Origin of the sequence: Amycolatopsis halotolerans (genome assembly GCF_042647905.1) — a bacterium.
Classification (GTDB): domain Bacteria; phylum Actinomycetota; class Actinomycetes; order Mycobacteriales; family Pseudonocardiaceae; genus Amycolatopsis; species Amycolatopsis halotolerans.
In genome coordinates, this window is the sequence record NZ_JBHRWI010000072.1 from 14,697 (window position 1) to 34,893 (window position 20,197).

25 protein-coding genes are annotated in these 20,197 nt (G+C 69.2%); 4 read left to right on the forward strand and 21 right to left on the reverse strand.

The window, feature by feature from the left end:
- Positions 1–18 precede the first annotated feature (18 nt).
- On the forward strand, positions 19–666 hold the full coding sequence (locus ACFORO_RS43080; RefSeq protein WP_377871614.1) for a TetR/AcrR family transcriptional regulator: 648 nt from the start codon (positions 19–21) through the stop codon (positions 664–666).
- Here ACFORO_RS43080 and ACFORO_RS43085 read toward each other — a convergent pair.
- Genes ACFORO_RS43085 through ACFORO_RS43095 form a run of 3 tightly spaced genes read right to left on the reverse strand, consistent with a single transcriptional unit; the run spans position 644 to position 2,492 of the window.
- The gene (locus ACFORO_RS43085; RefSeq protein ID WP_354746215.1) at positions 644–1,720 is read right to left on the reverse strand and encodes a PLP-dependent cysteine synthase family protein; all 1,077 of its coding nucleotides are present in this window, start codon (positions 1,718–1,720) and stop codon (positions 644–646) included. The two genes, ACFORO_RS43080 and ACFORO_RS43085, sit on opposite strands and share 23 nt — an antisense overlap.
- Positions 1,717–2,007: a DUF4229 domain-containing protein gene (locus tag ACFORO_RS43090; RefSeq protein ID WP_037818858.1), complete on the reverse strand. Its 291-nt coding sequence runs from the start codon at positions 2,005–2,007 to the stop codon at positions 1,717–1,719. The genes ACFORO_RS43085 and ACFORO_RS43090 overlap by 4 nt, the downstream gene beginning before the upstream one ends.
- Positions 2,008–2,018: 11 nt before the next feature.
- On the reverse strand, positions 2,019–2,492 hold the full coding sequence (locus ACFORO_RS43095) for an Lrp/AsnC family transcriptional regulator (RefSeq protein WP_162834336.1): 474 nt from the start codon (positions 2,490–2,492) through the stop codon (positions 2,019–2,021).
- Positions 2,493–2,854: 362 nt separating this feature from the next.
- On the opposite strand from ACFORO_RS43095, the gene ACFORO_RS43100 reads away from it, so the two are divergent.
- Complete coding sequence (locus ACFORO_RS43100; RefSeq protein ID WP_009072010.1) at positions 2,855–3,067, forward strand: BldC family transcriptional regulator; 213 nt, start codon at positions 2,855–2,857, stop codon at positions 3,065–3,067.
- 270 nt (positions 3,068–3,337) lie between these two features.
- Positions 3,338–3,523 (forward strand): hypothetical protein, encoded by a 186-nt coding sequence (locus tag ACFORO_RS43105; protein ID WP_377871652.1) that lies wholly within the window; start codon positions 3,338–3,340, stop codon positions 3,521–3,523.
- A 7-nt stretch (positions 3,524–3,530) separates the two neighbouring features.
- Here ACFORO_RS43105 and ACFORO_RS43110 read toward each other — a convergent pair whose 3' ends face one another.
- From ACFORO_RS43110 to hemL, 7 genes are all read right to left on the reverse strand, one after another.
- Entirely contained in the window at positions 3,531–4,811 is a 1,281-nt protein-coding gene (locus ACFORO_RS43110; RefSeq protein WP_377871616.1) for a nucleotide-binding protein, read from the reverse strand.
- A gap of 85 nt (positions 4,812–4,896) precedes the next feature.
- Positions 4,897–5,889: a c-type cytochrome biogenesis protein CcsB gene (gene ccsB, locus ACFORO_RS43115; protein ID WP_377871617.1), complete on the reverse strand. Its 993-nt coding sequence runs from the start codon at positions 5,887–5,889 to the stop codon at positions 4,897–4,899.
- A gap of 3 nt (positions 5,890–5,892) precedes the next feature.
- On the reverse strand, positions 5,893–7,497 hold the full coding sequence (gene resB, locus ACFORO_RS43120; RefSeq protein WP_377871618.1) for a cytochrome c biogenesis protein ResB: 1,605 nt from the start codon (positions 7,495–7,497) through the stop codon (positions 5,893–5,895).
- Positions 7,494–8,267, reverse strand: coding sequence for a cytochrome c biogenesis CcdA family protein (locus tag ACFORO_RS43125; protein ID WP_377871619.1), 774 nt, complete (start codon positions 8,265–8,267; stop codon positions 7,494–7,496). Before ACFORO_RS43125 ends, resB begins: the two co-directional genes overlap by 4 nt.
- Positions 8,268–8,577: 310 nt before the next feature.
- Positions 8,578–9,159 carry a TlpA family protein disulfide reductase gene (locus ACFORO_RS43130; protein WP_377871620.1) on the reverse strand — a complete coding sequence of 194 codons (582 nt, stop codon included), beginning with the start codon at positions 9,157–9,159 and terminating at the stop codon, positions 8,578–8,580.
- Positions 9,156–9,782, reverse strand: coding sequence for a histidine phosphatase family protein (locus ACFORO_RS43135; protein ID WP_009071997.1), 627 nt, complete (start codon positions 9,780–9,782; stop codon positions 9,156–9,158). The genes ACFORO_RS43130 and ACFORO_RS43135 overlap by 4 nt, the downstream gene beginning before the upstream one ends.
- Positions 9,779–11,083 carry a glutamate-1-semialdehyde 2,1-aminomutase gene (hemL, locus tag ACFORO_RS43140; RefSeq protein ID WP_377871621.1) on the reverse strand — a complete coding sequence of 435 codons (1,305 nt, stop codon included), beginning with the start codon at positions 11,081–11,083 and terminating at the stop codon, positions 9,779–9,781. Before hemL ends, ACFORO_RS43135 begins: the two co-directional genes overlap by 4 nt.
- Positions 11,084–11,213: 130 nt before the next feature.
- Between hemL and ACFORO_RS43145 the strand changes: the two genes are divergently transcribed.
- Positions 11,214–11,699 carry a TspO/MBR family protein gene (locus tag ACFORO_RS43145; protein ID WP_377871623.1) on the forward strand — a complete coding sequence of 162 codons (486 nt, stop codon included), beginning with the start codon at positions 11,214–11,216 and terminating at the stop codon, positions 11,697–11,699.
- Here ACFORO_RS43145 and ACFORO_RS43150 read toward each other — a convergent pair.
- The 11 genes from ACFORO_RS43150 to ACFORO_RS43200 all read right to left on the reverse strand — a co-directional run bounded on the left by ACFORO_RS43150 (position 11,696) and on the right by ACFORO_RS43200 (position 20,157).
- Positions 11,696–12,241: a DUF5666 domain-containing protein gene (locus ACFORO_RS43150; RefSeq protein ID WP_377871624.1), complete on the reverse strand. Its 546-nt coding sequence runs from the start codon at positions 12,239–12,241 to the stop codon at positions 11,696–11,698. The genes ACFORO_RS43145 and ACFORO_RS43150 overlap by 4 nt on opposite strands.
- Positions 12,242–12,248: 7 nt before the next feature.
- Complete coding sequence (locus tag ACFORO_RS43155; RefSeq protein WP_354746195.1) at positions 12,249–13,451, reverse strand: ABC transporter permease; 1,203 nt, start codon at positions 13,449–13,451, stop codon at positions 12,249–12,251.
- Positions 13,448–14,146, reverse strand: a complete 699-nt coding sequence (locus ACFORO_RS43160; protein ID WP_370932317.1) for an ABC transporter ATP-binding protein — start codon at positions 14,144–14,146, stop codon at positions 13,448–13,450. The genes ACFORO_RS43155 and ACFORO_RS43160 overlap by 4 nt, the downstream gene beginning before the upstream one ends.
- Positions 14,143–15,393 (reverse strand): efflux RND transporter periplasmic adaptor subunit, encoded by a 1,251-nt coding sequence (locus ACFORO_RS43165; protein WP_377871625.1) that lies wholly within the window; start codon positions 15,391–15,393, stop codon positions 14,143–14,145. The genes ACFORO_RS43160 and ACFORO_RS43165 overlap by 4 nt, the downstream gene beginning before the upstream one ends.
- 65 nt (positions 15,394–15,458) lie before the next feature.
- Entirely contained in the window at positions 15,459–15,797 is a 339-nt protein-coding gene (locus tag ACFORO_RS43170) for a hypothetical protein (RefSeq protein WP_354746189.1), read from the reverse strand.
- A 49-nt stretch (positions 15,798–15,846) separates the two neighbouring features.
- Entirely contained in the window at positions 15,847–16,323 is a 477-nt protein-coding gene (locus tag ACFORO_RS43175; protein WP_354746187.1) for a hypothetical protein, read from the reverse strand.
- Positions 16,323–16,895, reverse strand: a complete 573-nt coding sequence (locus ACFORO_RS43180; RefSeq protein ID WP_377871626.1) for a hypothetical protein — start codon at positions 16,893–16,895, stop codon at positions 16,323–16,325. The genes ACFORO_RS43175 and ACFORO_RS43180 overlap by 1 nt, the downstream gene beginning before the upstream one ends.
- Before the next feature lie 20 nt (positions 16,896–16,915).
- Positions 16,916–17,887: a porphobilinogen synthase gene (gene hemB / locus ACFORO_RS43185; protein WP_354746183.1), complete on the reverse strand. Its 972-nt coding sequence runs from the start codon at positions 17,885–17,887 to the stop codon at positions 16,916–16,918.
- 21 nt (positions 17,888–17,908) lie between these two features.
- Positions 17,909–18,310 carry a type II toxin-antitoxin system VapC family toxin gene (locus ACFORO_RS43190; protein ID WP_377871627.1) on the reverse strand — a complete coding sequence of 134 codons (402 nt, stop codon included), beginning with the start codon at positions 18,308–18,310 and terminating at the stop codon, positions 17,909–17,911.
- Entirely contained in the window at positions 18,303–18,533 is a 231-nt protein-coding gene (locus ACFORO_RS43195) for a type II toxin-antitoxin system CcdA family antitoxin (RefSeq protein ID WP_377871628.1), read from the reverse strand. The genes ACFORO_RS43190 and ACFORO_RS43195 overlap by 8 nt, the downstream gene beginning before the upstream one ends.
- Before the next feature lie 91 nt (positions 18,534–18,624).
- Positions 18,625–20,157, reverse strand: a complete 1,533-nt coding sequence (locus tag ACFORO_RS43200; protein ID WP_116202022.1) for a bifunctional uroporphyrinogen-III C-methyltransferase/uroporphyrinogen-III synthase — start codon at positions 20,155–20,157, stop codon at positions 18,625–18,627.
- Between the last annotated feature and the right edge of the window lie 40 nt (positions 20,158–20,197).

Sequence of the window (20,197 nt, forward strand, 5' to 3'; positions counted from 1 at the left end):
CCTGTTACACTTTCCGACGTGTCCGAGTTCCAGCGCGCCCGCAGTCCTGAGCAGGTGGAAGCCCGCCGCGAAGCGATCCTCGACGTGGCCGAAGAGCTGATGACGGAGTCGTCCGTCGGCGAAATCAGCATGCGCGAACTGGCTCGGCGAGTGGGCTTGTCGGCGTCGAACGTCGCGCGCTACTTCCCCACGCGGGAGGCCGTCTACCTGGAGGTGCTCGACCGCGCCCGCGGCGCGTGGCTCGACTCGCTCACCCTGGACGGCGACATGTCGGAGGTCGCCGCGACCCTCGCCCGTTCACTCGCGACGCGACCGGTGCTGTGCGAACTGATCAGCGTGCTGGCGAACGTGCTGGAGCGGAATGTCTCGACGGAGATCGCACGGGATTACAAACTCCGGTCGGCGAAGCACAACGCTCGCACCGGCGACCTGCTGCACGCCGCGCTGCCCGGCCTTTCCGCAGAGACCGCGCTAGAGCTGTCCGCCGCGATCTTCATGTTCACCGCGGGGATGTGGCCGCTGGCGCACCCGAACGAAGCCGTCCGAGAAGCCATCAAGGATCCGCGCCTGTCCGGCTCCCGCCTCGACTTCGAGGACCGGCTGCGCCGGTTGATAGTCGTGCTGACGCTGGGCTACCAGGACGTCAGGCGTCGAATCGGCCAGTGAGCAGGAACTCGTCGAACCGCGCCCGATGCGGAGCCAGGTCGATCCCCTGCTCGCCAAGCCATTCGTCGGAGTAGTACGTGTTCGCGTACCGCTCGCCGCCGTCGCACAGCAGCGTCACCACCGAGCCCGCCTGGCCGTCTGCCAGCATCCGCGAGATCAGCTGGAACGCGCCGTACAGGTTGGTCCCGGTCGAGCCGCCCGCCCAGTGTCCGGTGCGGTCGCGCAGCAAGCGGATCGCCGCGAGGGAACCGGCGTCGGGCACCTGGAACATCTCGTCGATCACGCCGGGCACGAACGACGGCTCGCAGCGCGGCCGTCCGATGCCTTCGATCCGCGACGGCATTCCGGTCGCGTAGTCCGGCGCACCCGTTTCCCAAGCGCCGTAGAACGACGAGTTTTCCGGGTCCACCACGCAGATCTTCGTGGTGTGCCGCTTGTACCGGACGTAGCGGCCGAACGTCGCGCTCGTCCCGCCGGTGCCCGCGCCGACGACGATCCACGACGGCACCGGATGGCGTTCGGCGCGCATCTGCGCGAACACCGATTCGGCGATGTTGTTGTTGCCGCGCCAGTCCGTCGCGCGCTCGGCGTAGGTGAACTGGTCGAGGTAATGCCCGTTGCACTCGGCGGCCAACCGCTCGGCCTCCGGGTACATCGCCGGGGCCGCGTCGACGTAGTGGCATTCGCCGCCGTAGAACTCGATGAGCGCGATCTTTTCCTTGCTCGTCCGCCGCGGCACGACGGTCACGAAGCGCAGGCCGAGCATCCGCGCGAAGTACGCCTCGGACACCGCGGTCGAGCCGCTGGACGCCTCGACCAGCACGGTGTCCGGGCCGATGTGCCCGTTGACCAGGCCGTACAGGATCAGCGAGCGCGCGAGCCGGTGCTTGAGCGAGCCGGTCGGGTGCACCGACTCGTCCTTCAGGTAAAGGTCGATGCCCCATTCCGGCGGCAGCGGGAAGACGTGCAGGTGAGTGTCAGCGCTGCGGTTGGCGTCGGCCTCGATGATCCGGACGGCTTCCCGGACCCAGGCGCGGCTGTGCGGTTTGCTCATGCCGCGGAGTCGTCGGCCGAGGTCTCGCCGCGCAGCTGCGACCGCAGCTGAGCCCGAGCACGCGCGCGGGATTCGTTGCGCTTGGCCAGCCCGGCCGTCACGCGCTGGTTCAGGCCGCGCAGAAGCAGCAGGCCAAGCGGAAGTCCGACGACGAGCCCGATCAGCAAAGAGACCAGCAGCGGCACGCCGACCAGCGAAAGCACGACCGCGACCACCGCGACGAGCGCGAACCGCGCGATCAAGTACACCGTCAGGTCACGGGGAAGGTGGTCCGGTGTCTCGCTCACACCGAAACAGGCTACGCCCCGCTCGGCGAGTCTTCGTCCAGGCCCGCGTTGTTGGGGCGGCCCTCGAACCGGGTGGAGAGCACGACTGTCGTATTGGTGCGGCCGACCCCGGGGATGCGGCGCAGCCTGCCGAGGGTGAGCTCCAGCTCGTCGACCGTCGACACCCGCACCTTTACTACGAAGGCCTCGTCGCCCGCGACCGCGTAACAGCTCTCCACCTCGGGCAATTCGCCGAGCGAAGTCGCGACGTCCTCGTCGGTGGCGGTGTCGGTGGGATGGATACCGACCAGCGCGGTGACGCCGAGGCCGACCGTGTTCGGGTCGACCATCGCGTGGTACCCGGTGATCACGCCCGCCGCCTCGAGCTTCCCGACGCGTTCGTGCACCGACGACGCGGAGAGCCCCACCGTCCGGCCGAGGTCGGCGTAGGTAGCCCGGCCGTTGGCCCGCAGCTCGGCGATGATCTTCCGGTCCAGCTGATCCACCGGCCCATTATGCGGCGCGGGTGCCCGGCCGGCTCATCCCGGTAGGTCCCGGATTGTCTCCTGCGTCACAGCAACCTCAGCGCCAGTCAGCGCGCAAACTCGGCCTTTGCCTGACCTTTACCCGGATCTCGGCGCAGACGGTTGGAAAATGCCTGGTCAGCGGGGCGCGAACGGGCCCTGAGCGATCCTGAGAATCTGCTGAGTTATGTCCCTTTTGCACTTTAAGGGCTCTTTACCCAAGGACAACCGTTCGAGTACCCGACGGGTGAAGTGCCACGATTGCCGCGTTGGCCACCCGGGCGCGACGGGCGAAATCGCCCGATGCCCCCGGTATAGCAAGTTGGGCGTTAAGGAGGCGGAAAATGACCGCAACCATGGGCGGACGGTTGCTCACCCCGGGTGAGGTGGCCGCTCTGTTCCGGGTGGACCCGAAGACGGTGACCCGCTGGGCCACCGCGGGCCGCATCGGCTCGATCCGGACGCCGGGCGGACACCGCCGGTTCCGCGAGTCCGAGGTGAACGACCTGCTGGCCGAACTCACCACGGACGCCAGCGAACCGACCCGCAAGATCTGATTCCGCGGGTCACGCAGACGACGAAGGGTCGTGAGTGGCAAGGGGTGCCTCCCGCATCGCTTGCCGGTCACGACCCTTCGCCGCGTTCCGGGAAAGTCCCGTAGAGTTCCGTAAAGTGGCCCGTGACCACACCGCGAGATCGCGCCGGTTTCTGGACTGAGCGATTTCACCGGCCCCCAGGCCGGGGAAATCGGGAGGGAAGAAACCGGCTCCCCGGCGATCTCGCCGCCGCGGCGAAGCCGCGGCAATCCAACACGGAAGGACCCGGGCATGATTCCTTTGCTCGCAGCCGTGGGCGCCATCACCATCGCCGTTCTATTGTGGCGGGCACTCGGCGCACAGCGGGTCAGTGTCCCGCAGCGCCGCCCGGCCGTCGCTCCCGACGACGATCCCGAATTCCTGCGCAAGCTGTCTGAACAGCAACGCAATCGCCCGACCGACGACAACGACTCCTGAAGCTGGCTCAGGAAGAGAATCCGTCGGCCACGGTTGCCGCCAGCTCCAACAGCGCCAGCCGAGTATCCCCGCCGAGGCGTTCCAACTCGATCTCCGCGCCCTCTTCCAGATGCGCGTCGAACGGGATCCGGCACACCGACCGCACCTTCGCGCCGAAGTGCGCGGCCAGCTTGTCCAGGTCGACCGAACTCCCCTTGGGCCGCACCGAGTTGATCACCACGACCGACCGTTTCACCAGGTCGCCGTAACCGTGCGCCTCGAGCCAGTCCAGCGTCGCCGAAGCACTGCGCGCCCCGTCGACCGAGCCCGACGACACCACCACCAGCGAATCCGCGACGTCGAGGACGCCCTTCATCGCCGAGTGCATCAAACCGGTGCCGCAGTCGGTGAGCACGATGTTGTAGAAGTGCTCCAGCAGGTTCACCGTGCGCCGGTAGTCGTTCTCGGAGAACGCCTCCGACACCGCCGGATCCTGTTCGCTCGCCAGGATCTCCAAGCGGCTCGACCCCTGCGACGTGTATGACCGGACGTCGCTGTAGCGCGTGATCTTGTCCGCGTCCCGCAGCAGGTGCCGCACGGTCGCGGTGGTCTCGATGGCGATCTTCTGCGACAGCGTCCCGCGGTCCGGGTTCGCGTCCACCGCCACCACCCGGTCGCCGCGCAACGACGCGAACGTCGCGCCGAGCGTGGTCGTGGTGGTGGTCTTGCCGACGCCGCCCTTGAGGCTCAGCATCGCGATCTTGTAGCACCCGCGCAGCGGCTGGTTGACCCGCGCGATCAGCTCGCGCCGTCGCGTGTCCGCGGGGCTCTCCCCCGGGTTGACCAGCTTGCCGGTGCCCAAGTACACGGCCTTGCGCCAGCCGGACTGCGGCGTTCGCTTCTGCTGCTTCACCAGGTGCGCGGTGGCCAGCTCGTCCGCGCCGGAAGCTGGCTGCGGAAGCCCCTGCCCCGCCGCGGGAACGGCGCCCGGAGCGGGGACCGGCGTGCCGGCCGGAGCGGCAGGCTGCTGCTGGTACCCGCCCGGAGGGGCATATTGCGGCGGCTGCTGCGCGGGAGGCTGCAACGGCGGCAGATTCTGGTCGTAGTGCGCCTGGTACCCGCCCGGCTGCGGCAGCGGCTGGTACGCCCCCTGCGGCGGCGGATCGACGACCTGCGTCGGCTGCGCGTCGTACGGCCCGGTGCCGGGGTGCGGCGTCGAGTCGGTGCGTTCTTCGGAGAACATGGCAGCCGGTTCCTGGGCCTGCTCGGACTGCTGTTCCCCGGCAGTCTCTTCACTGGGTCCGGTCACCGTTGCCAACCTCCCGGGTACGTCGAAGGGCCCCTGACGACGACGGTAGTCGCCCGAGGCCCGGTCCGGGCGGTGGACCCCCGGCTCAGCTCACTCCGGCGTAGGAATGCAGTCCGGCGGTAACCAGGTTGACGAAGAACAGGTTGAAGATCGTCACCGAGAACCCGACGATGTTGATCACCGCGGCGCGCGTCCCGCGCCAGCCCGCGGTGGCGCGGGAGTGCAGGTATGCCGCGTAGACGACCCACGCGATGAACGCGACGGTCTCCTTCGGGTCCCATCCCCAGAACCGGCCCCACGCGGCCTCGGCCCACACCGCGCCGCACAGCACGCCGAAGGTGAAGATCGGGAACGCCACGATCGTGGCGCGGTAGGCGATCCGGTCGAGCACGTCGGCGGCGGGCAGCTTCGGGCCGAAGCCGGCGAACTTGGCCGGGTCGCGGTCGTGCGCGGTGCGGAAGAGGTAGAGCACGCTCGCCACGCCCGGCACCAGGAACACGCCGGAGCCGATGATCGCGGCGGACACGTGGATCACGAGCCAGTACGACTGCAGCGCGGGCACGACCGGCGCGGCGACCGTGTACAGCATCGTGCCGTTGATGAACATCAGGATCACGACGGGCAGCAGCAGGAAGCCGGTGAGGTGGCGGACCGGGAACTTCTTGATCACCACGAGCCACGCGACGACGGTGATGAAGGTGACCGCCATGCCGTACTCGTACATGTTGCCCCACGGCGCGCGGTGCACCGCGAGTCCGCGCAGCACGATCGCCGACAGCTGCAGCAGCGCGCCCAGCACGAGCAGCGCCGCGCCCATCCGGCCGATCCGCTCGGCGCGGCCGACCGCGCGCGGGGCCTCGGGCTCCGCCGGGACGTCACCGTCTTCGATGCTGGCGTCGTCGGAGTCCGGTCCGCCCGCGCCGACCAGCACGCGCTGGCGGCTGCGCTCGGCGGCGAGACGGCCCTTGGCCCCGAACGCCTGCTCGAACAGCGTGAACAGCAGCGCCAGCACGTAAATCGCCACTGTCGTCGTGTACAGCAGGTCGCTGTACTGCGAGAGAGTCTCGTTGATTTCCATGCCTCAGCTGCCCTTCCGGCCCGTGACCAGCCGTTCGCTGATCCGCTGGAATTCCTCGCCGTAACCGGCTTGATCCGTGCGCGCGAGCCCCGCGACCTCGATCACGGTACTCGCGCTCTCGTCCTTGCCCGGCCGCACCCGCACCCACACGCGACGCCGCTTGACCAGCAGCGAAGCACCGAGCCCGGCGAACATCACGATCGCGAAGCCGAGCACGAAGCCCTGCGTCGGATCGTGCGAGATCTGCAGGTTGACCCATTTGTTGACGCCGTCGAAGCGCACCTTCGTGCCGTCGTCGAGCGTCACTTCCTGGCCGACCGCCAGGTTCTTGCGGGCGACCCGCTTGAGCCGGCCGTCCTGGACGCGGGACTGGTCGACCGAGAACACCGACTGGCCGCGGCCCGCGTCGAGACCGAGGTCGCCGCGCAGCACGTCGACCGCGACCATCGGGTTGTTCAGCTGCGGCGCGGTCGAGGTGAGCACGCCGCCGTGGATGAACGACGACGGCGCGAAGAGGCCGGTGATCGCGAGCTGCTTGGTGCGCCGCTGGACCTCGTCGGTGACGCCGGGCTGGTCGAACTTCGTCGCGCCCTCGGACAGCATCGTCGCCGGGTTGGTGAACATCCACTGGGTGTTCTGGGTGCGCTTCTCGCCGTTCGGGAAGGTCACCGTGAACTGCGGCGAATAACCGTTGCCCAGCAGGTAAACCCGGTCGCCGACGGTCCGCAGCGGCTCGTTGACCTCGAGGTCGTACGGCTTCCACGTGCCGGTCTGCAGGTCTTCGCCGGACTGGTACTCGATGTGCGAGTGGTAGTAATCGGCCTGGTTCGTGGCGGTGTAGCGGGCGGTGAAGTCGTTGACCTGCACGCAGAACGGGTTGAGGTCGGTGCCGTCGACGCGCAGCCCGGCCTCGAACGAGTCGTAGTTGTAGATGCCCGAGTTGCAGAACTGGCCGCCGTTGGCCTGCACGATGACCTGGCCCTCGTAGCTGTAGAGCTTGCCGAGGGCGAAGAAGACGATCAGGCCGAGCATGCCGAAGTGGAACAGCAGGTTCCCGGTCTCGCGCAGGTAGCCGCGTTCGGCCGAGACGCTGAACCCGCCGCCGTCCTCCTCGCGCTCGACGCGCCGCCAGCCGGACAGCTGCTTGCGCACGTCCTCGCGGATCGTCTCCGGCGTGCGCGCGGTGCGGGCGATCCGGTGGTGCGGCATGCGCGCGAGGTTGCGCGGCGTCAGCACCGGCTTGGCCCGCATCTGCTTGACGTACTCGTAGCTGCGCGGCGTGAGGCAGCCGATCAGCGAGATCATCAGCAGGATGTAGATCGCGGAGAACCAGACGCTGGAGTAGACGTCGAAGAACTCCAGCTTGTCGAGCAGCGAACCCCACCAGCCGTGCGCGCTGATGTACTCGTCGACCTTCGGCGCGTTCAGCCGCCGCTGCGGCAGCAGCGCGCCGGGCAGCGCGGCGAGCGCCAGCAGGAACAGCAGCACCAGCGCGGTGCGCATGGACGTCAGGCCGCGCCAGGTGTTGCGCAGGAAAGCCAGCGCCTGCTTGGCCGCGGACGGGCGGTACGGGTTCGGGTTCTTCGGGGGCGCTTCGGTAGTGGTCACAACGGCAGCTCGAGATCGGAGGCGACGGAGTTGCGGAGCCAGCCCATGACGTCTCCCCACAGCCCGGTGACCAGCAGGATGCCGACCACCATCAGCAACACCCCGCCGAAGATCTGCACCCGGCGGCCGTTGCGGCGAAGCCAGTCCGTGGCGCGCACGGCCCAGCGGGCGCCGAGCGCGATCAGCAGGAACGGGACGCCCAGGCCGAGGCAGTAAACGAGCACCAGCACGTACCCGCGGACCGCGGCCCCGCCGGTCGCGCTGGCGAGACTCGTGACGGCCGAGAGCGTCGGCCCGATGCACGGCGTCCAGCCGAGCCCGAACACCGCGCCGAGGATCGGCGCGCCCCAGAGGCCGCCGCCGGGCACGCGGTGCGAGCGGACCTCGCGCTGCAGCCCCGGGATCCAGCCGATGAAGACCAGCGCCATGAGGATGGTGAGGATGCCGCCGATGCGCTGCAGCAGATCCTCGTTGACCAGCAAGGTGTTCGCGAGCCAGACCAGCGTGCCCATGGTCGCGACGAACACCACGGTGAACCCGAGCACGAACAGGCCCGCCGCGCCGAGGACGGCGTAGCGGCCCTTTTTGCGCTCCTCGCCGTCGCGCACCGCAGGGGCGTCCGCGCCGACGAGAGCCGCCAGGTAGGCGAGGTACCCGGGCACGAGCGGCACCACGCACGGCGACGCGAACGAGATGGCCCCGGCCAGCAGCGCAACGCCCGCGGCGAGCAGCAGCGGCCCGGAGAGCGCCAGCTCGGACACGGAGTTCACGCACTTGAGAGTAGGCAGTGAGCTGGACGTGAGGCGGGCGGGGCCTTCTCACAGGACCTACGCCACAGCCGCTCCGGGACCTTGGTCCTGCGGTCCTGTGCCGCCCCAATGTGGCATTGGGTGCGTCAGACGCACCGAACGCCACGTTGGGTGCGCCACACGCACCCAACGCCACATTGGGTGCGTCACACGCACCCAACGCCACATTGGGTGCGCCACATGCACCCAACGCCACATTGGGGCGGAACTGGGCGGGCCGAGGCGGAGCGGGCCAGGGCGGAGCCCGCGGGCGGAGCGGGCCGGGGCGGAGCTACTTCTCCGCGCTCAGCCGCTGCACCACCGGAACCAGGTCCGAGGCCAGCACCTGCCGCAGGAACACCGCCGCCACCCGGTGTTGCTTGTCGAGCACCAGCGTCGACGGGATGATGTTGCGCGGATACCCGGCCAGCTGCAGCAGCACGCGCCCGGACGGGTCCCAGATCGACGGGTACGTGAGAGCCCGGTCGCGCACGAAGTCCTGTGCCACGTCGCGCGCCGGGTCGCGCACGTCGAGCCCGATCACCTGGGCGCCGAGCGGGGCCATCTGCTTGCTCGCGGTCTCCAGCTCGGGCGCTTCGGCGCGGCACGGGCCGCACCACTGGCCCCACAGGTTGATCACCAGGGCCTTGCCGGGGAAGTCCGCGATCGAGAGCTGTTTGCCCTCGTGCATCAGGTCGTCGCCGGCCAGCGTCGGGGCCTGCTGGCGCTCGTTCACCGGGTAGGTGATGTCGACCTTGCCGCCGGGCGAGACGAAGGTGAAGGTGCCGCCCGAGACGACCGCGTCCTTGCCGGTCGAGCAGCCCGTCACGACCAGCGCGGCGGCCAGCAGCACCCCGAGCAGCCGCCGTTTCATGCGCCGGTCACCTTGGGGTCGGTGGTGCCCGCGGGTTCGCTGTAGACGATCTCCAGCAGTTCCTCGCCGTCGAAGACCAGGCTGGTGAGCGACGCGAGCGAGCACTGCCGCTGCCGCGGGTCGTGCCACAGCCGCTTCGCTTCCAAGAAGCGGCGAAGCGTCCAGATCGGCAGCTGGTGCGACACACACAGCGCTTCGCGCCCTTCAGCCTTTACGCGCGCACGGTGGACCGCGCCGAGCATGCGGTGTGCGATCTCGACGTACGGCTCGCCCCACGACGGCTTAAAGGGATTCACCAGGTGCGGCCACGCTTTCGGCTGCCGCAGCGCGCCGTCGCCCACAGCCACGCGCTGTCCCTCGAAGACGTTCGCCGCTTCGATGAGACCTTCGTCCGTGGCGATGTCGAGACGGTGCGCGCCCGCGATGGGTGCCGCGGTCTCCTGCGCGCGCTGAAGCGGCGAAGCGACGACGTACGCGAGGTCATGCCCAGCGACCGCCTCGGCGACGGTGAGCGCCTGGCGTTGCCCGCGCTCCGAAAGCCGGAAGTTCGGCAGCCGCCCGTAGAGGATCTTCTCCGGGTTGTGAACCTCGCCGTGCCGCAGCATGTGGACGACGGTGGTCACGGCTTAACCGCCTCAGCCGCCGCACGCGCCGCTGCCGGCAACGCAGCCTCGATGACGCCGAACGCTTCGTCGTCCATCGCGGCGTTCACGAAGTACACCTCGTACGCGCTCGGCGGCGGGTACACGCCTGCTTCGAGCAGTGCGTGGAAGAACGCCGGGAAGCGCCACGTCTCGGAGGCCTGCGCGTCCGCGTAGGTGCGTACGGGCTTGTCGGTGAAGAAGATGCTCAAGAGGTTGCCCGCGTACTGCACAGTGTGCGTGACGCCCGCTTCGCTGAGCGCCTTGTCGAAAAGCCCGCCGAGACGCTTCGCGTTGGCATCGAGCTTCGCGTACACGGCGTCGTCGGCTTCGCGCAGCGCGGTGAGACCGGCGGCGACTGCGACGGGGTTACCGGACAGCGTGCCTGCCTGATAGACGGGACCGCCGGGCGCGAGCTTCGCCATGATGTCCGCGCGACCGCCGAACGCCGCCGCAGGCAGCCCGCCGGACATCACCTTGCCGAAGGTGTAGAGGTCGCCGGCGACGTCTTCGAGGCCGAACCAACCGGCGCGCGAGACGCGGAAGCCGGTCATCACCTCGTCCATGATCAGCAGCGCGCCGTTTTCGTGCGCGAGGTCACGCAGTGCCGCGTTGAAGCCGGGGTCCGGCGGCACCGCGCCCATGTTGCCCGCGGCCGCTTCGGTGATCACCGCGGCGATCTGGCCCTCGTTCTCCGCGAAGGACTTCCGAAGCGCGTCAAGATCGTTGTACGGCAAGACAATCGTGTCCGCGGCCTGTGCGCCGGTGACACCCGGCGAAGTCGGCAGGCCGAGCGTCGCGACACCGGAGCCCGCTTCGGCGAGCAGCGCGTCAACGTGACCGTGGTAGCAACCGGCGAACTTCACGATCTTGGCGCGGCCGGTGAAACCGCGGGCCAGCCGGATGGCGCTCATCGTGGCTTCGGTGCCGGAGTTGACCAGCCGGACCTGCTCGACCGGGCCGACCCGGCCGATGATCTCCTCGGCCAGTTCGACCTCGCCGATCGTCGGCGTGCCGAAGGAAAGCCCGTGCTCCGCGGCCGCGCGGGCGGCGGCCACCACCTTGGGGTGCGCGTGCCCGAGGATCATCGGGCCCCACGAGGAGACGAGGTCGACGTAGCGGTTGCCGTCGGCGTCCCAGAGATACGGGCCCTCGCCGCGGACCATGAACCGCGGCGTGCCGCCGACCGAGTTGAAGGCGCGCACCGGCGAGTTCACCCCGCCCGGAACGGCTGCCTTGGCGCGTGCGAACCATGCTTTGGACTGCTCGGTGCCAGTGCTCACCGCCCCAGTCTTGCAAATCCTCCGTTCGGGTGTCGGCGGCGCCCAAGCTGCCACCCGATTGCCACCCGGCACACCGGCCGAACCGCTCTTAAGATGGGCGCGCATGGACGGGGCCAGCCATGGAGGAGACGTGACGGCGCCCACACACCGCCGGAACCCGTGGCTGATGCTCGCGGTGTTCTTCGGGCTGGTCGGCGTCATCGCGCTGGTGGGAGCGCTGGCCGCGACGACCGCGCCGGACGCCTACAACCGGTACGCGCTGCCGGAGTGGGCCCCGCCCTCGTCCCTGTTCAGTCCGGTGTGGACGGTCCTGTACGTCGTGCTCGCCTTCGCCGGCTGGGTTTATTGGCGCACCGACGGCGAGAACCAGGGCTTCGCCGCGTACGGCATCGGCCTGCTGTTCAACCTGATGTGGATCTCGCTGTTCTTCGCGGGCGGTTCCACCCAGGTCGCGTGCGTGGACATCGTGCTGCTCGATTTCACCGTGATCGTGACGATCGCGCTCTTCTACCGCCGATCCCGCACCGCCGCGCTGCTGCTCCTGCCGTACCTGGCGTGGCTGCTCTACACGACCGCGCTGAACGTCGCGATCATCGCGCTCAACGGCGTTCCCTAACGGCCCGGCTGCGCCACGATCGCCTGCGCGGTCACCGAACCGTCCGATCCGGTGCGGCCCTGAACGGTCACCGTCTGGCCCGGCTTGAGGTCGCTGAGCTTGCCCGGCTGGGTCACGCCGACCGTCGTACTGTCCGAAGTGGACACCGTGACTTCGCTGCCCTGCACGGTCTTCAGCGTGACCGTGCTGCCGTCGACCTTCTCCACGGTGCCGACCGTCCCGCGACCGCCTGCCGTCCGTCCGCCGAAGCCGCCAGCGCCCTGTTGCCCGGAAGCCGCCCCAGTACCGGGACCAGCGGCTGTTCGGGCGCTGGAAGAGCCGCTCGACGAGCCGAACGCCGCGTGCGTCCACGCACCACCGGCGAACGCCAGTGCCAGCACGAGCAATCCGGCGAGCACGAGCGTCGGCTTGCCGAACGGCCGCGCAACCTGCTTCAGCTCGGCGGTGAGATCGCCCTGGACGGCGGGCTCGGCGATGAGTTCTTCCGGACGGGCGGGCTCCTCCGGCGGAGTCGGAATGGGCTGGGTGGTCGACGCGGACATGACGCTCCTACTCGTGCCGGAGGGCGTCGATCGGCCGCAGCCGCGAAGCCCGGTTCGCCGGGAAACTGCCGAAGAAAAGCCCGATCAGTGCGGAAACCGCGAACGCCAGCGCGATCGACGACGGCACCACCACCGGCTGGATGCCCGCGATGCTGAACCGGCTGCCGACCACTCCGATCAGCACGCCGAGCAGTCCGCCGAAGAGGCTCAGCATGGTCGCCTCGGCGAGGAACTGGCCGAGGATCGCCGAGCGCGGCGCGCCGATCGCCTTGCGGATGCCGATTTCGCGGATCCGCTCGGTGACCGTGACGAGCATGATGTTCGTGACGCCGATCCCGCCGACCAGCAGCGAGATCGCCGCGACCGCGCCGAGCAGCACGGTGAACGTCTGGATCGCCGACGTGCGGGTCTGCAGCAGCTGCGCGGAGTTCTGGATCTGGAAGTCCGGATTCGCCGAGGCCTGGATACCGTGCCGGGCGTCGAGAATCGCGGTGACCTCGGCTTGCGCGAGCCCGATCGAGTCGGCGTTGGTCGCCTGTACCGCGATCTGGTTCAGGCTGCCGTAGCCGGCGAGCGAGTTCTGCACCGCGCTGATCGGGGCGATCGCCACGTCGTCGGCGTTCTGCAGCCCGGTGCTGCCCTTCGTCTGCAGCACGCCGATCACGGTGAACTGGATGCTGTTGATCAGCACGTTCTTGCCGACCGGTTCGGCGGTGCCGAAGATCGACTGCGCTGTCGTCGGCCCGAGCACCACGACCTTGCGCGCCTGCGTCACGTCCTCGGCGCTGAACAGCTGGCCGTCGGCGATCTGGCGGTTCGTGGTGGTGAAGTAGCTGGGTTCGGTGCCGACGACGCTGGACACGTCATAGGAAGTCTGCCCGTACGTCGCGGTCCCGCTGGTGTTCACCACCGGAGCCGCCGCCTTGACATCCGGCGCGCCCACCGGGTCGACCAGCGCGTGCGCGTCCTGCACGGTGAGCGGACGCACCTGGCTGGACTGCCCGCCGCCGCGGAGCGGCGACACGTTGACCACGTCGGTGCCGAGGCCCTGGATGCTCGCGGTGATCGCCGCGGAAGCGCCGTTTCCCACTGCCACCAACAAGATCACCGACGCGACGCCGATGGTGATGCCGAGCGTGGTCAGCACCGAACGGAGTTTGTTCGAGGCGAGTCCGCGCACCGCGAACCGCATGATCTCGACGAAGTTCACGCGACCACCCCGGCGCGGACCTCGTCCGACACGATCCGTCCGTCGCTGACCCGGACGACGCGGTGCGCGTGCCGCGCGACCTCGTCCTCGTGCGTGATCACCACGACCGTGCGGCCGAGTGCGTTGAGCCGGTCGAAGACACCGAGGACGTCGACAGTGCTTGCGTGGTCGAGGTTTCCGGTCGGTTCGTCGGCGAGCAGCAACGCCGGTCCGCCGACGAGCGCCCGCGCCACCGCGACGCGCTGCTGCTGTCCGCCGGACAGTTCGTTCGGCAGATGCTTGGCCCGATCGGTCAACCCGACCATCTCCAGCGCGGCCAGCGCCCGGCGTCGCCGCTCGCCTCGCTTGAGTCCGCTGTAGACCATCGGCAATTCCACATTGGACAACGCACTGGTGCGCGGCACGAGGTTGAAGGACTGGAAGATGAAGCCGATCTTTCGGTTGCGCAGCAAGGCAAGCTGGCGTTCGTTGAGATCGGCGACCGAGAATCCGTCCAGGAGATACCGGCCTGAGGTGGGCGTGTCGAGACAGCCGAGCATGTTCAGCAGCGTCGACTTCCCGGACCCGGACGCGCCCATGATCGCCACGTACTCACCCGGCCACACCTGCAGGTCGACCCCGCGCAACGCGTGCACCGCGGTTTCCCCGCTGCCGTAGGTCTTGCGCAGTCCGGAGACCGCGATCACCGGCTTCATCCCCGGCCCCCGACGCCGCCTTGGCGACCGCCGCCGAGTCCGCCCTGCTGACCGCCGCCGAACCCGCCGAGACCGCCGGTGCCGCCGGTGCGCTGCTGCCCGTTGGAGCCGCTCGACGTCGTCGGCGACGCGGCTGTGAGCACCACGTTGTCGCCCTCGTTGAGCCCGGACTTGATCTCCACTGTGGACTCTCCGCGCACGCCGACCTCGACCTGCCGCGTAACCGGCTGCCCGTTCTGCTCCACCGTGACCGCGTTCGTCGTCCCGCTGGTCCGCACGGCCGCGGCCGGAACGCTCAGCACGCCATCGGCTTCCGCGACCGTGATCACGACGCTCGCCGACTGTCCGGGCCGCAGCCCCGAAGGCGGATTCGTCAACGCCAGCTTCGCGCCGTAGCTGACGACATTGCTGCTCGTGGTCGGCGTGAGGTCGATGCTGGAAACGGTCGCTTGCAACGGCCGGTCCGGCGTCGCGTTCAAAGTAACCGTGGCTTTCTGACCGGTTTTCACCTTGCTCACGTCAATTTCCGCCACCGAGGTATTGACGACAAGATTTCCCATGTCAGTGATATCGATAAAACCACTGCTGCTACTGCTGCTGCTTGCGGACGACTGCTGCCCGGATTGCCCGCCAGAGCCGGAATTCGACGAAGACGCACTCACGGAACTGTTGCTGGAATTGGACCCGCTGCCCGTTTGCTGCCCGACTGTCCCGTTGATCGCGGTGATTGTCCCAGCGCCCGGCGCGGTCAACGTCGTCGCGGAGACCGCCGTTTCCGCGTTGTCGACATCCAGCTGCGCTTGATCCACTTTGGCCTGAAGCGACGCGGTGCTGCTCTGCGCCTGGGTTGCGGTCTGGTTCGCCGGCGGATTGTCCTCGGCCGTGGTGAGGTTGTCCTCGGCGACCGCGAGATTGGCCTTGGCGACCTGAAGTTGCTTGCTGGCCTGGGAAGAGTCGATCGTGGCGAGCTTCTGCCCGGCGCTCACGACGTCGCCGACCTTCACGTCGATGCTCGTGACCTTGCCGGAGGTCGTGAAGTTCGCGGCACCGGTGTACGTGCTCGCGATCGTGCCCGCCGCCGAAACGGTCTGGGAAACGTTCGCGCGCCGTACCGGCGTCGTGCGGGTTTGTGCCTGCGCTGTCGAACTCGCCGGCGAAAAGGCCTGGTAAATCCCGAAAGCCGCGCCGCCGAGCAGCACGACAAGGACTCCGTTGATCACCCAGGTTCGTGTGCGCAGCCGCGTCATGGCCGCAAGACTGCGGGGCCTGCTTAGCAGTGAGCTGTTGGTTCCCTGTGGGACAGCTGTGTAAGTCAGTCCTTCTTCTTTTTGTGCCGCGCACGCACCGCGAGCAACAATTGCCGGACCGCGTCCACGATCAATACCGCCGACAGCGTGCCGAGCCCGAGTGCCCCGGCGATATGTCCGCCGAAGTACCGCTCAGAGACCAATCGAGTGCCGTCGCCCGCGGTGGTGACGACCGTGACGACGCCTGCGTGCCACAGCGCGAACGCCGCCCACAGCACCAATCCGGCCACCACGACCTCGCCGAGCGCGACGAACGCGCGCCACGGCTGGTTCAGCTTCGTCCGCGGCTGTGTTTCCTCCGGCGGCCAAAGCCCGGCTCCGGTCGGCTGGGGCAGATCGATCACGGGGTCCAGCCTTTCAGGTTCGCCGTCGTTCCGCGTCCCTCGTGGGGGTTCAGTTCCGGGAGTCATCGGCCCGCTCCTCGGCATTCGGGTGGTTCTTCGCGGCCAGCTCGGCGAGCGCGGCCTTCAGCGCTTCGACGTCGCGGGCCCAGGCGAGCACCACCGTGCCGTCGTCCAGCTCCACCGGCAACTCGTCGTACTTCCGCGGCACCGACCAGCCACCGCCGAGAACGCGCGTCCCGACCGGCGCCCCGACGTCGCTCACCGAGGCGATCTTCTCGGCGGCCAGCGTCTCGCGCCCTTGCCGCAGCGCCTCGGTGGTGACCTCCAGCGAAAGGAACCGCCGCCGCGCGTACACCCACGGCAGCGTCAGCGCGACCAGCGCGACACCGATCAGCACCCAGCCGACGACGTGCGTCGGCCCGCCGGTGGCCAGTTCGGCGAGCGCGCCCAGCAGCGCGAACAGCGGCCCCCAGATCAGGGCCGACCAGCCGACGCCGGGCTCGGAGTACAGCGTCCTCGCCGCCATTACAGGTTCTTGCCGACCTTCGGGAAGTAGTCCGCGACCTTCGGCAGGTACAGCAGGATCAGCATGACGATCAGCGCCAGCGACGCGACGACCGAGAAGATGCTGCGGATCACCCCGAGCTCGAACACGATGCCGAGCACCGCCAGCAGCGTCACGATGCTGCGCGCCGACCGCGTGCCCTCGCGGGCCTTCCAGGCGAACAAGACGAGCAGCGCGCCGAAGCACAGCGCGCCGATCAGCATGGCCCACACGAGAGTGTTGGCGTTGGCCTGCACCTGCGCGACGTCGACCTTCTGGCCGGACTTCTGCACCTGCTCGACCGCCCGGTCGACCAGCTGCTGCTTGAGCAGGACCGTGAGGACCTGCCCGGCCACGACGACGAGCGCGGCCAGGATCGCGAGCACGAACGCGGCGTGCACCGGCGTCGGCGGCTGGGCCTTCGGCGCGTTCTGCCCCGGCAGCACCGGATCCGGCGCGCGCCCGCGCTTGCGGCGCTCGTCGTCGGTGAGCCCGGAAAGATCGTCCGAGGTCACGCTGGCTGGCTTCGGGGTGTTCTCGTCCTTCTCGGCCACCCGAAAGACCCTACCCGGGCTCAGTCCAGCCAGGCCGCGGCCTCGGCCGCCCAGTAGGTCAGGATGACGTCCGCGCCCGCGCGGCGGATGGAGGTGAGCACCTCGAGGACGGTGCGCTCGCGCTCGATCCAGCCGTTCGCCGCGGCCGCCTCGACCATCGCGTACTCGCCGGAGATGTTGTACGCCGCGACGGGAACCGGCGAAATGTCGGCCGCCGCCTTGATGATGTCCAAATAGGACAGTGCAGGCTTGACCATGACCATGTCCGCGCCCTCGGCGAGGTCGAGTTCGAGCTCCCGCATCGCCTCGCGCGCGTTGCCGAGGTCCTGCTGGTAGGTCTTGCGGTCGCCCTTGAGCTGCGAGTCGACGGCCTCGCGGAAGGGACCGTAGAACGCGCTGGCGTACTTGACCGAATAGGCGAGGATCGCGGTCTCGCTGTGCCCGACCTCGTCGAGCGCCCGGCGGATCACGCCGACCTGCCCGTCCATCATCCCGCTCGGCCCGAGCACGTGCGCCCCGGCTTCCGCCTGCGCGACGCCCATTTCGGCGTACAGCCGGAGGGTGGCGTCGTTGTCGACCACGCCGTCCGCGTCGAGGACGCCGCAGTGGCCGTGATCGGTGAACTCGTCCAAGCAGGTGTCCGCCATCAGCACGGTGGAGTCACCGAGCTCGCTGCGCAGATCCCGCAACGCGACGTTGAGGATGCCCTTCTCGTCAACCGCGCCGGACCCCTCCGGATCCCGCTTCTCCGGAATGCCGAAGAGCATGATCCCGCCGACTCCGGCGTTGACCGCCTCGACAGCGGCCTTGCGAAGAGTGTCGCGAGTGTGCTGAACGACGCCCGGCATGCTGGCGATCGGCCGCGGCGCGTCGAGCCCTTCGCCGACGAACATCGGCAGGATCAATTGCCGTGGCCGCAACGTGGTCTCACTGACCATCCTGCGCATTGCCGGAGTAGTACGAAGCCTGCGGGGTCGCTGCTCAGGGAACACACATCCAAGGTACTCCCGCGCTCAGACAATCTCTTCGGCGAGGGCGCTCGCCCGCGCCAGCCGACGGTCCGTCGTGAGCACCTTGGCACCCAGGCTCGCGGCCAATTCGACATACAGCGCATCGACAAGCCGCAGATCTCCGCGCCGCCCCCAAGCTCCTTTCGCCAATTCGACGACCGGGTGCCGGGTGAGCGGCAGGCTGGCCAACGCCTGGAGCGCGTCGTCCACTGTCGAAGCCGTCAGCACTCCGGCACGGCACAACCGCCCCAGCGCGGAGAGGACTTCAGCGTCCAGATGCGCCGGAGCGTGCAGCACCGTGCCGCGCATCCGCGTTTTCACCTGCTCGCTACGACAGGTCCCCGCGAGCACATCCACCAGCGCCGACGCGTCGAGAACCGCGATTTCTCCTGGCGCTTCAGGCATCCGCGCGATCACCGAACTCGTCGCGGGCGGAGTCGAGCGCGGCCATGGCGACGACGTGCGGCACTTCCCGGCTCGGCACGGGAAGCGCGTCGAGCCAGGCATCCGTGGCCTGCCTCTGCAGTGCGTCGGACAGGGCCGACTGCACGAGCGCGCTGACGTTGAGATCAGCCTTCTTCGCGCGTTCGGCCAGCTCATCCGGCACGTAGACGTTCATCCTCGCCATACACACACCATACACACACTCGCCGGTGCCCACCCCGGAAAGCGTGAAGGGCTCCCTCGATTTCTCAAGGGAGCCCTTCACGGACAAAACCTCAGCTGCGCCGGGTGCGCTTGGCCTTGCGCGGCGGAGGCAGTGCCCCCTCCGCGCGAAGCCGCGCGGCGTGCTCGGCGAGAGCGTCCACCAAATGCGGCACATCAGCCTTCTCCGGCTGCACATCCACCCGCAGACCGAATTCCACCGCGGTCTCAGCGGTCTTCGGCCCAATGCACGCGACCAACGTGCGCGTGTGCGGCTTCCCGGCGATCCCCACCAGGTTCCGCACGGTCGACGACGAGGTGAAGCAGACCGCGTCGAACCCGCCGGTCTTGATCATCTCGCGGGTCTCGGCTGGCGGCGGCGCGGCCCGGACGGTCCGGTAGGCCGTGACGTCGTCCACTTCCCAGCCGCGTTCGACCAGACCGGCCGACAGGATCTCGGTGGCGATGTCCGCACGCGGCAGCAGGACGCGGTTCACCGGGTCCAGCACGTCGTCGTACGGCGGGAACTCGGCCAGCAGGCCCTCGGACGACTGCTCGCCCGTCGGGACCAGCTCCGGGATGATGCCGAACGAGCGCACCTTCGCCGCGGTCGATTCGCCGACGCAGGCGATCTTCACGCCGGAGAACGCCCGCGCGTCGAGCCCGAACTCCTCGAACTTCTCCCACACCGCACGCACCGCGTTGGTGGAGGTGAAGACGATCCACTGGTAGCGGCCGTCGACCAGGCCCTTGACCGAACGCTCCATCTGCGCCGGGCTGCGGGGCGGCTCGACCGAAATGGTCGGCACCTCGTGCGAAGTGGCGCCGTGGCCGCGAAGCCGCTCGGCCATCTCGCCCGCCTGCTCCTTGGTGCGCGGCACCAGGACCTTCCAGCCGTACAGCGCCCGCGACTCCCACCAGGACAGCTTCGAACGCTGCCCGGCGGCCTGCCCGACGGTCACGACCAGCGGGCCGACCAGCTCGCCCGCGTCGTTCGCGACCGAGGCGAGGGTGGTGTCCAGCGTGCGCTGGGTGTTGATGGTGCCGTTCGCGGTGACCGCGACCGGCGTGGTGGCGGGCAGCCCCTTCTCGGTGAGCTGGCTGGCCGCCTCGGCGAGGTGCGCCGAGGTGGCGTGCAGCACGATCGGGCCGGGAACCGCGGCCAGCGCGCCCCAGTCGACCTCGCCGCGGACGTCCGCCTCGGTGTAGGTGCCGCCGAGCGCGACGCCCGCGTACGCCGGCACCGCGGTGCCCGGCGCGACGCCCGGGATGACGTCGAACACGGCGGAGGTGCGGGCGACGGCCTGGACCTCGGCCACGACGGCCGGGCTGGTCAGCGGGTCGCCGGAGACCAGCCGCAGCGCGAGCCGGCCCGCCTTGGCCTCGGCGGTCAGGTCCTTCGCGACGTCGGACGGTTCGCCGACGGCGGGCCGGACCTCGGCGCCGGGGGCGGCGGAGGCGAGCACGCTGGCGGGCACGTCCGGGTCGGTCACCACGACCTCGGCCTTGGCCAGGAGTTCCTGGGCGCGGACGGTGAGCAGCCCGGCGTCCCCGGGGCCCGAGCCCACGAAGGCGACGCGCCCGGCGGTCTTGCGAGCAGGGGTCATCGTTGGTGTTCTTCTCCTCTTGGGCGGCCGGTGCTCCGGC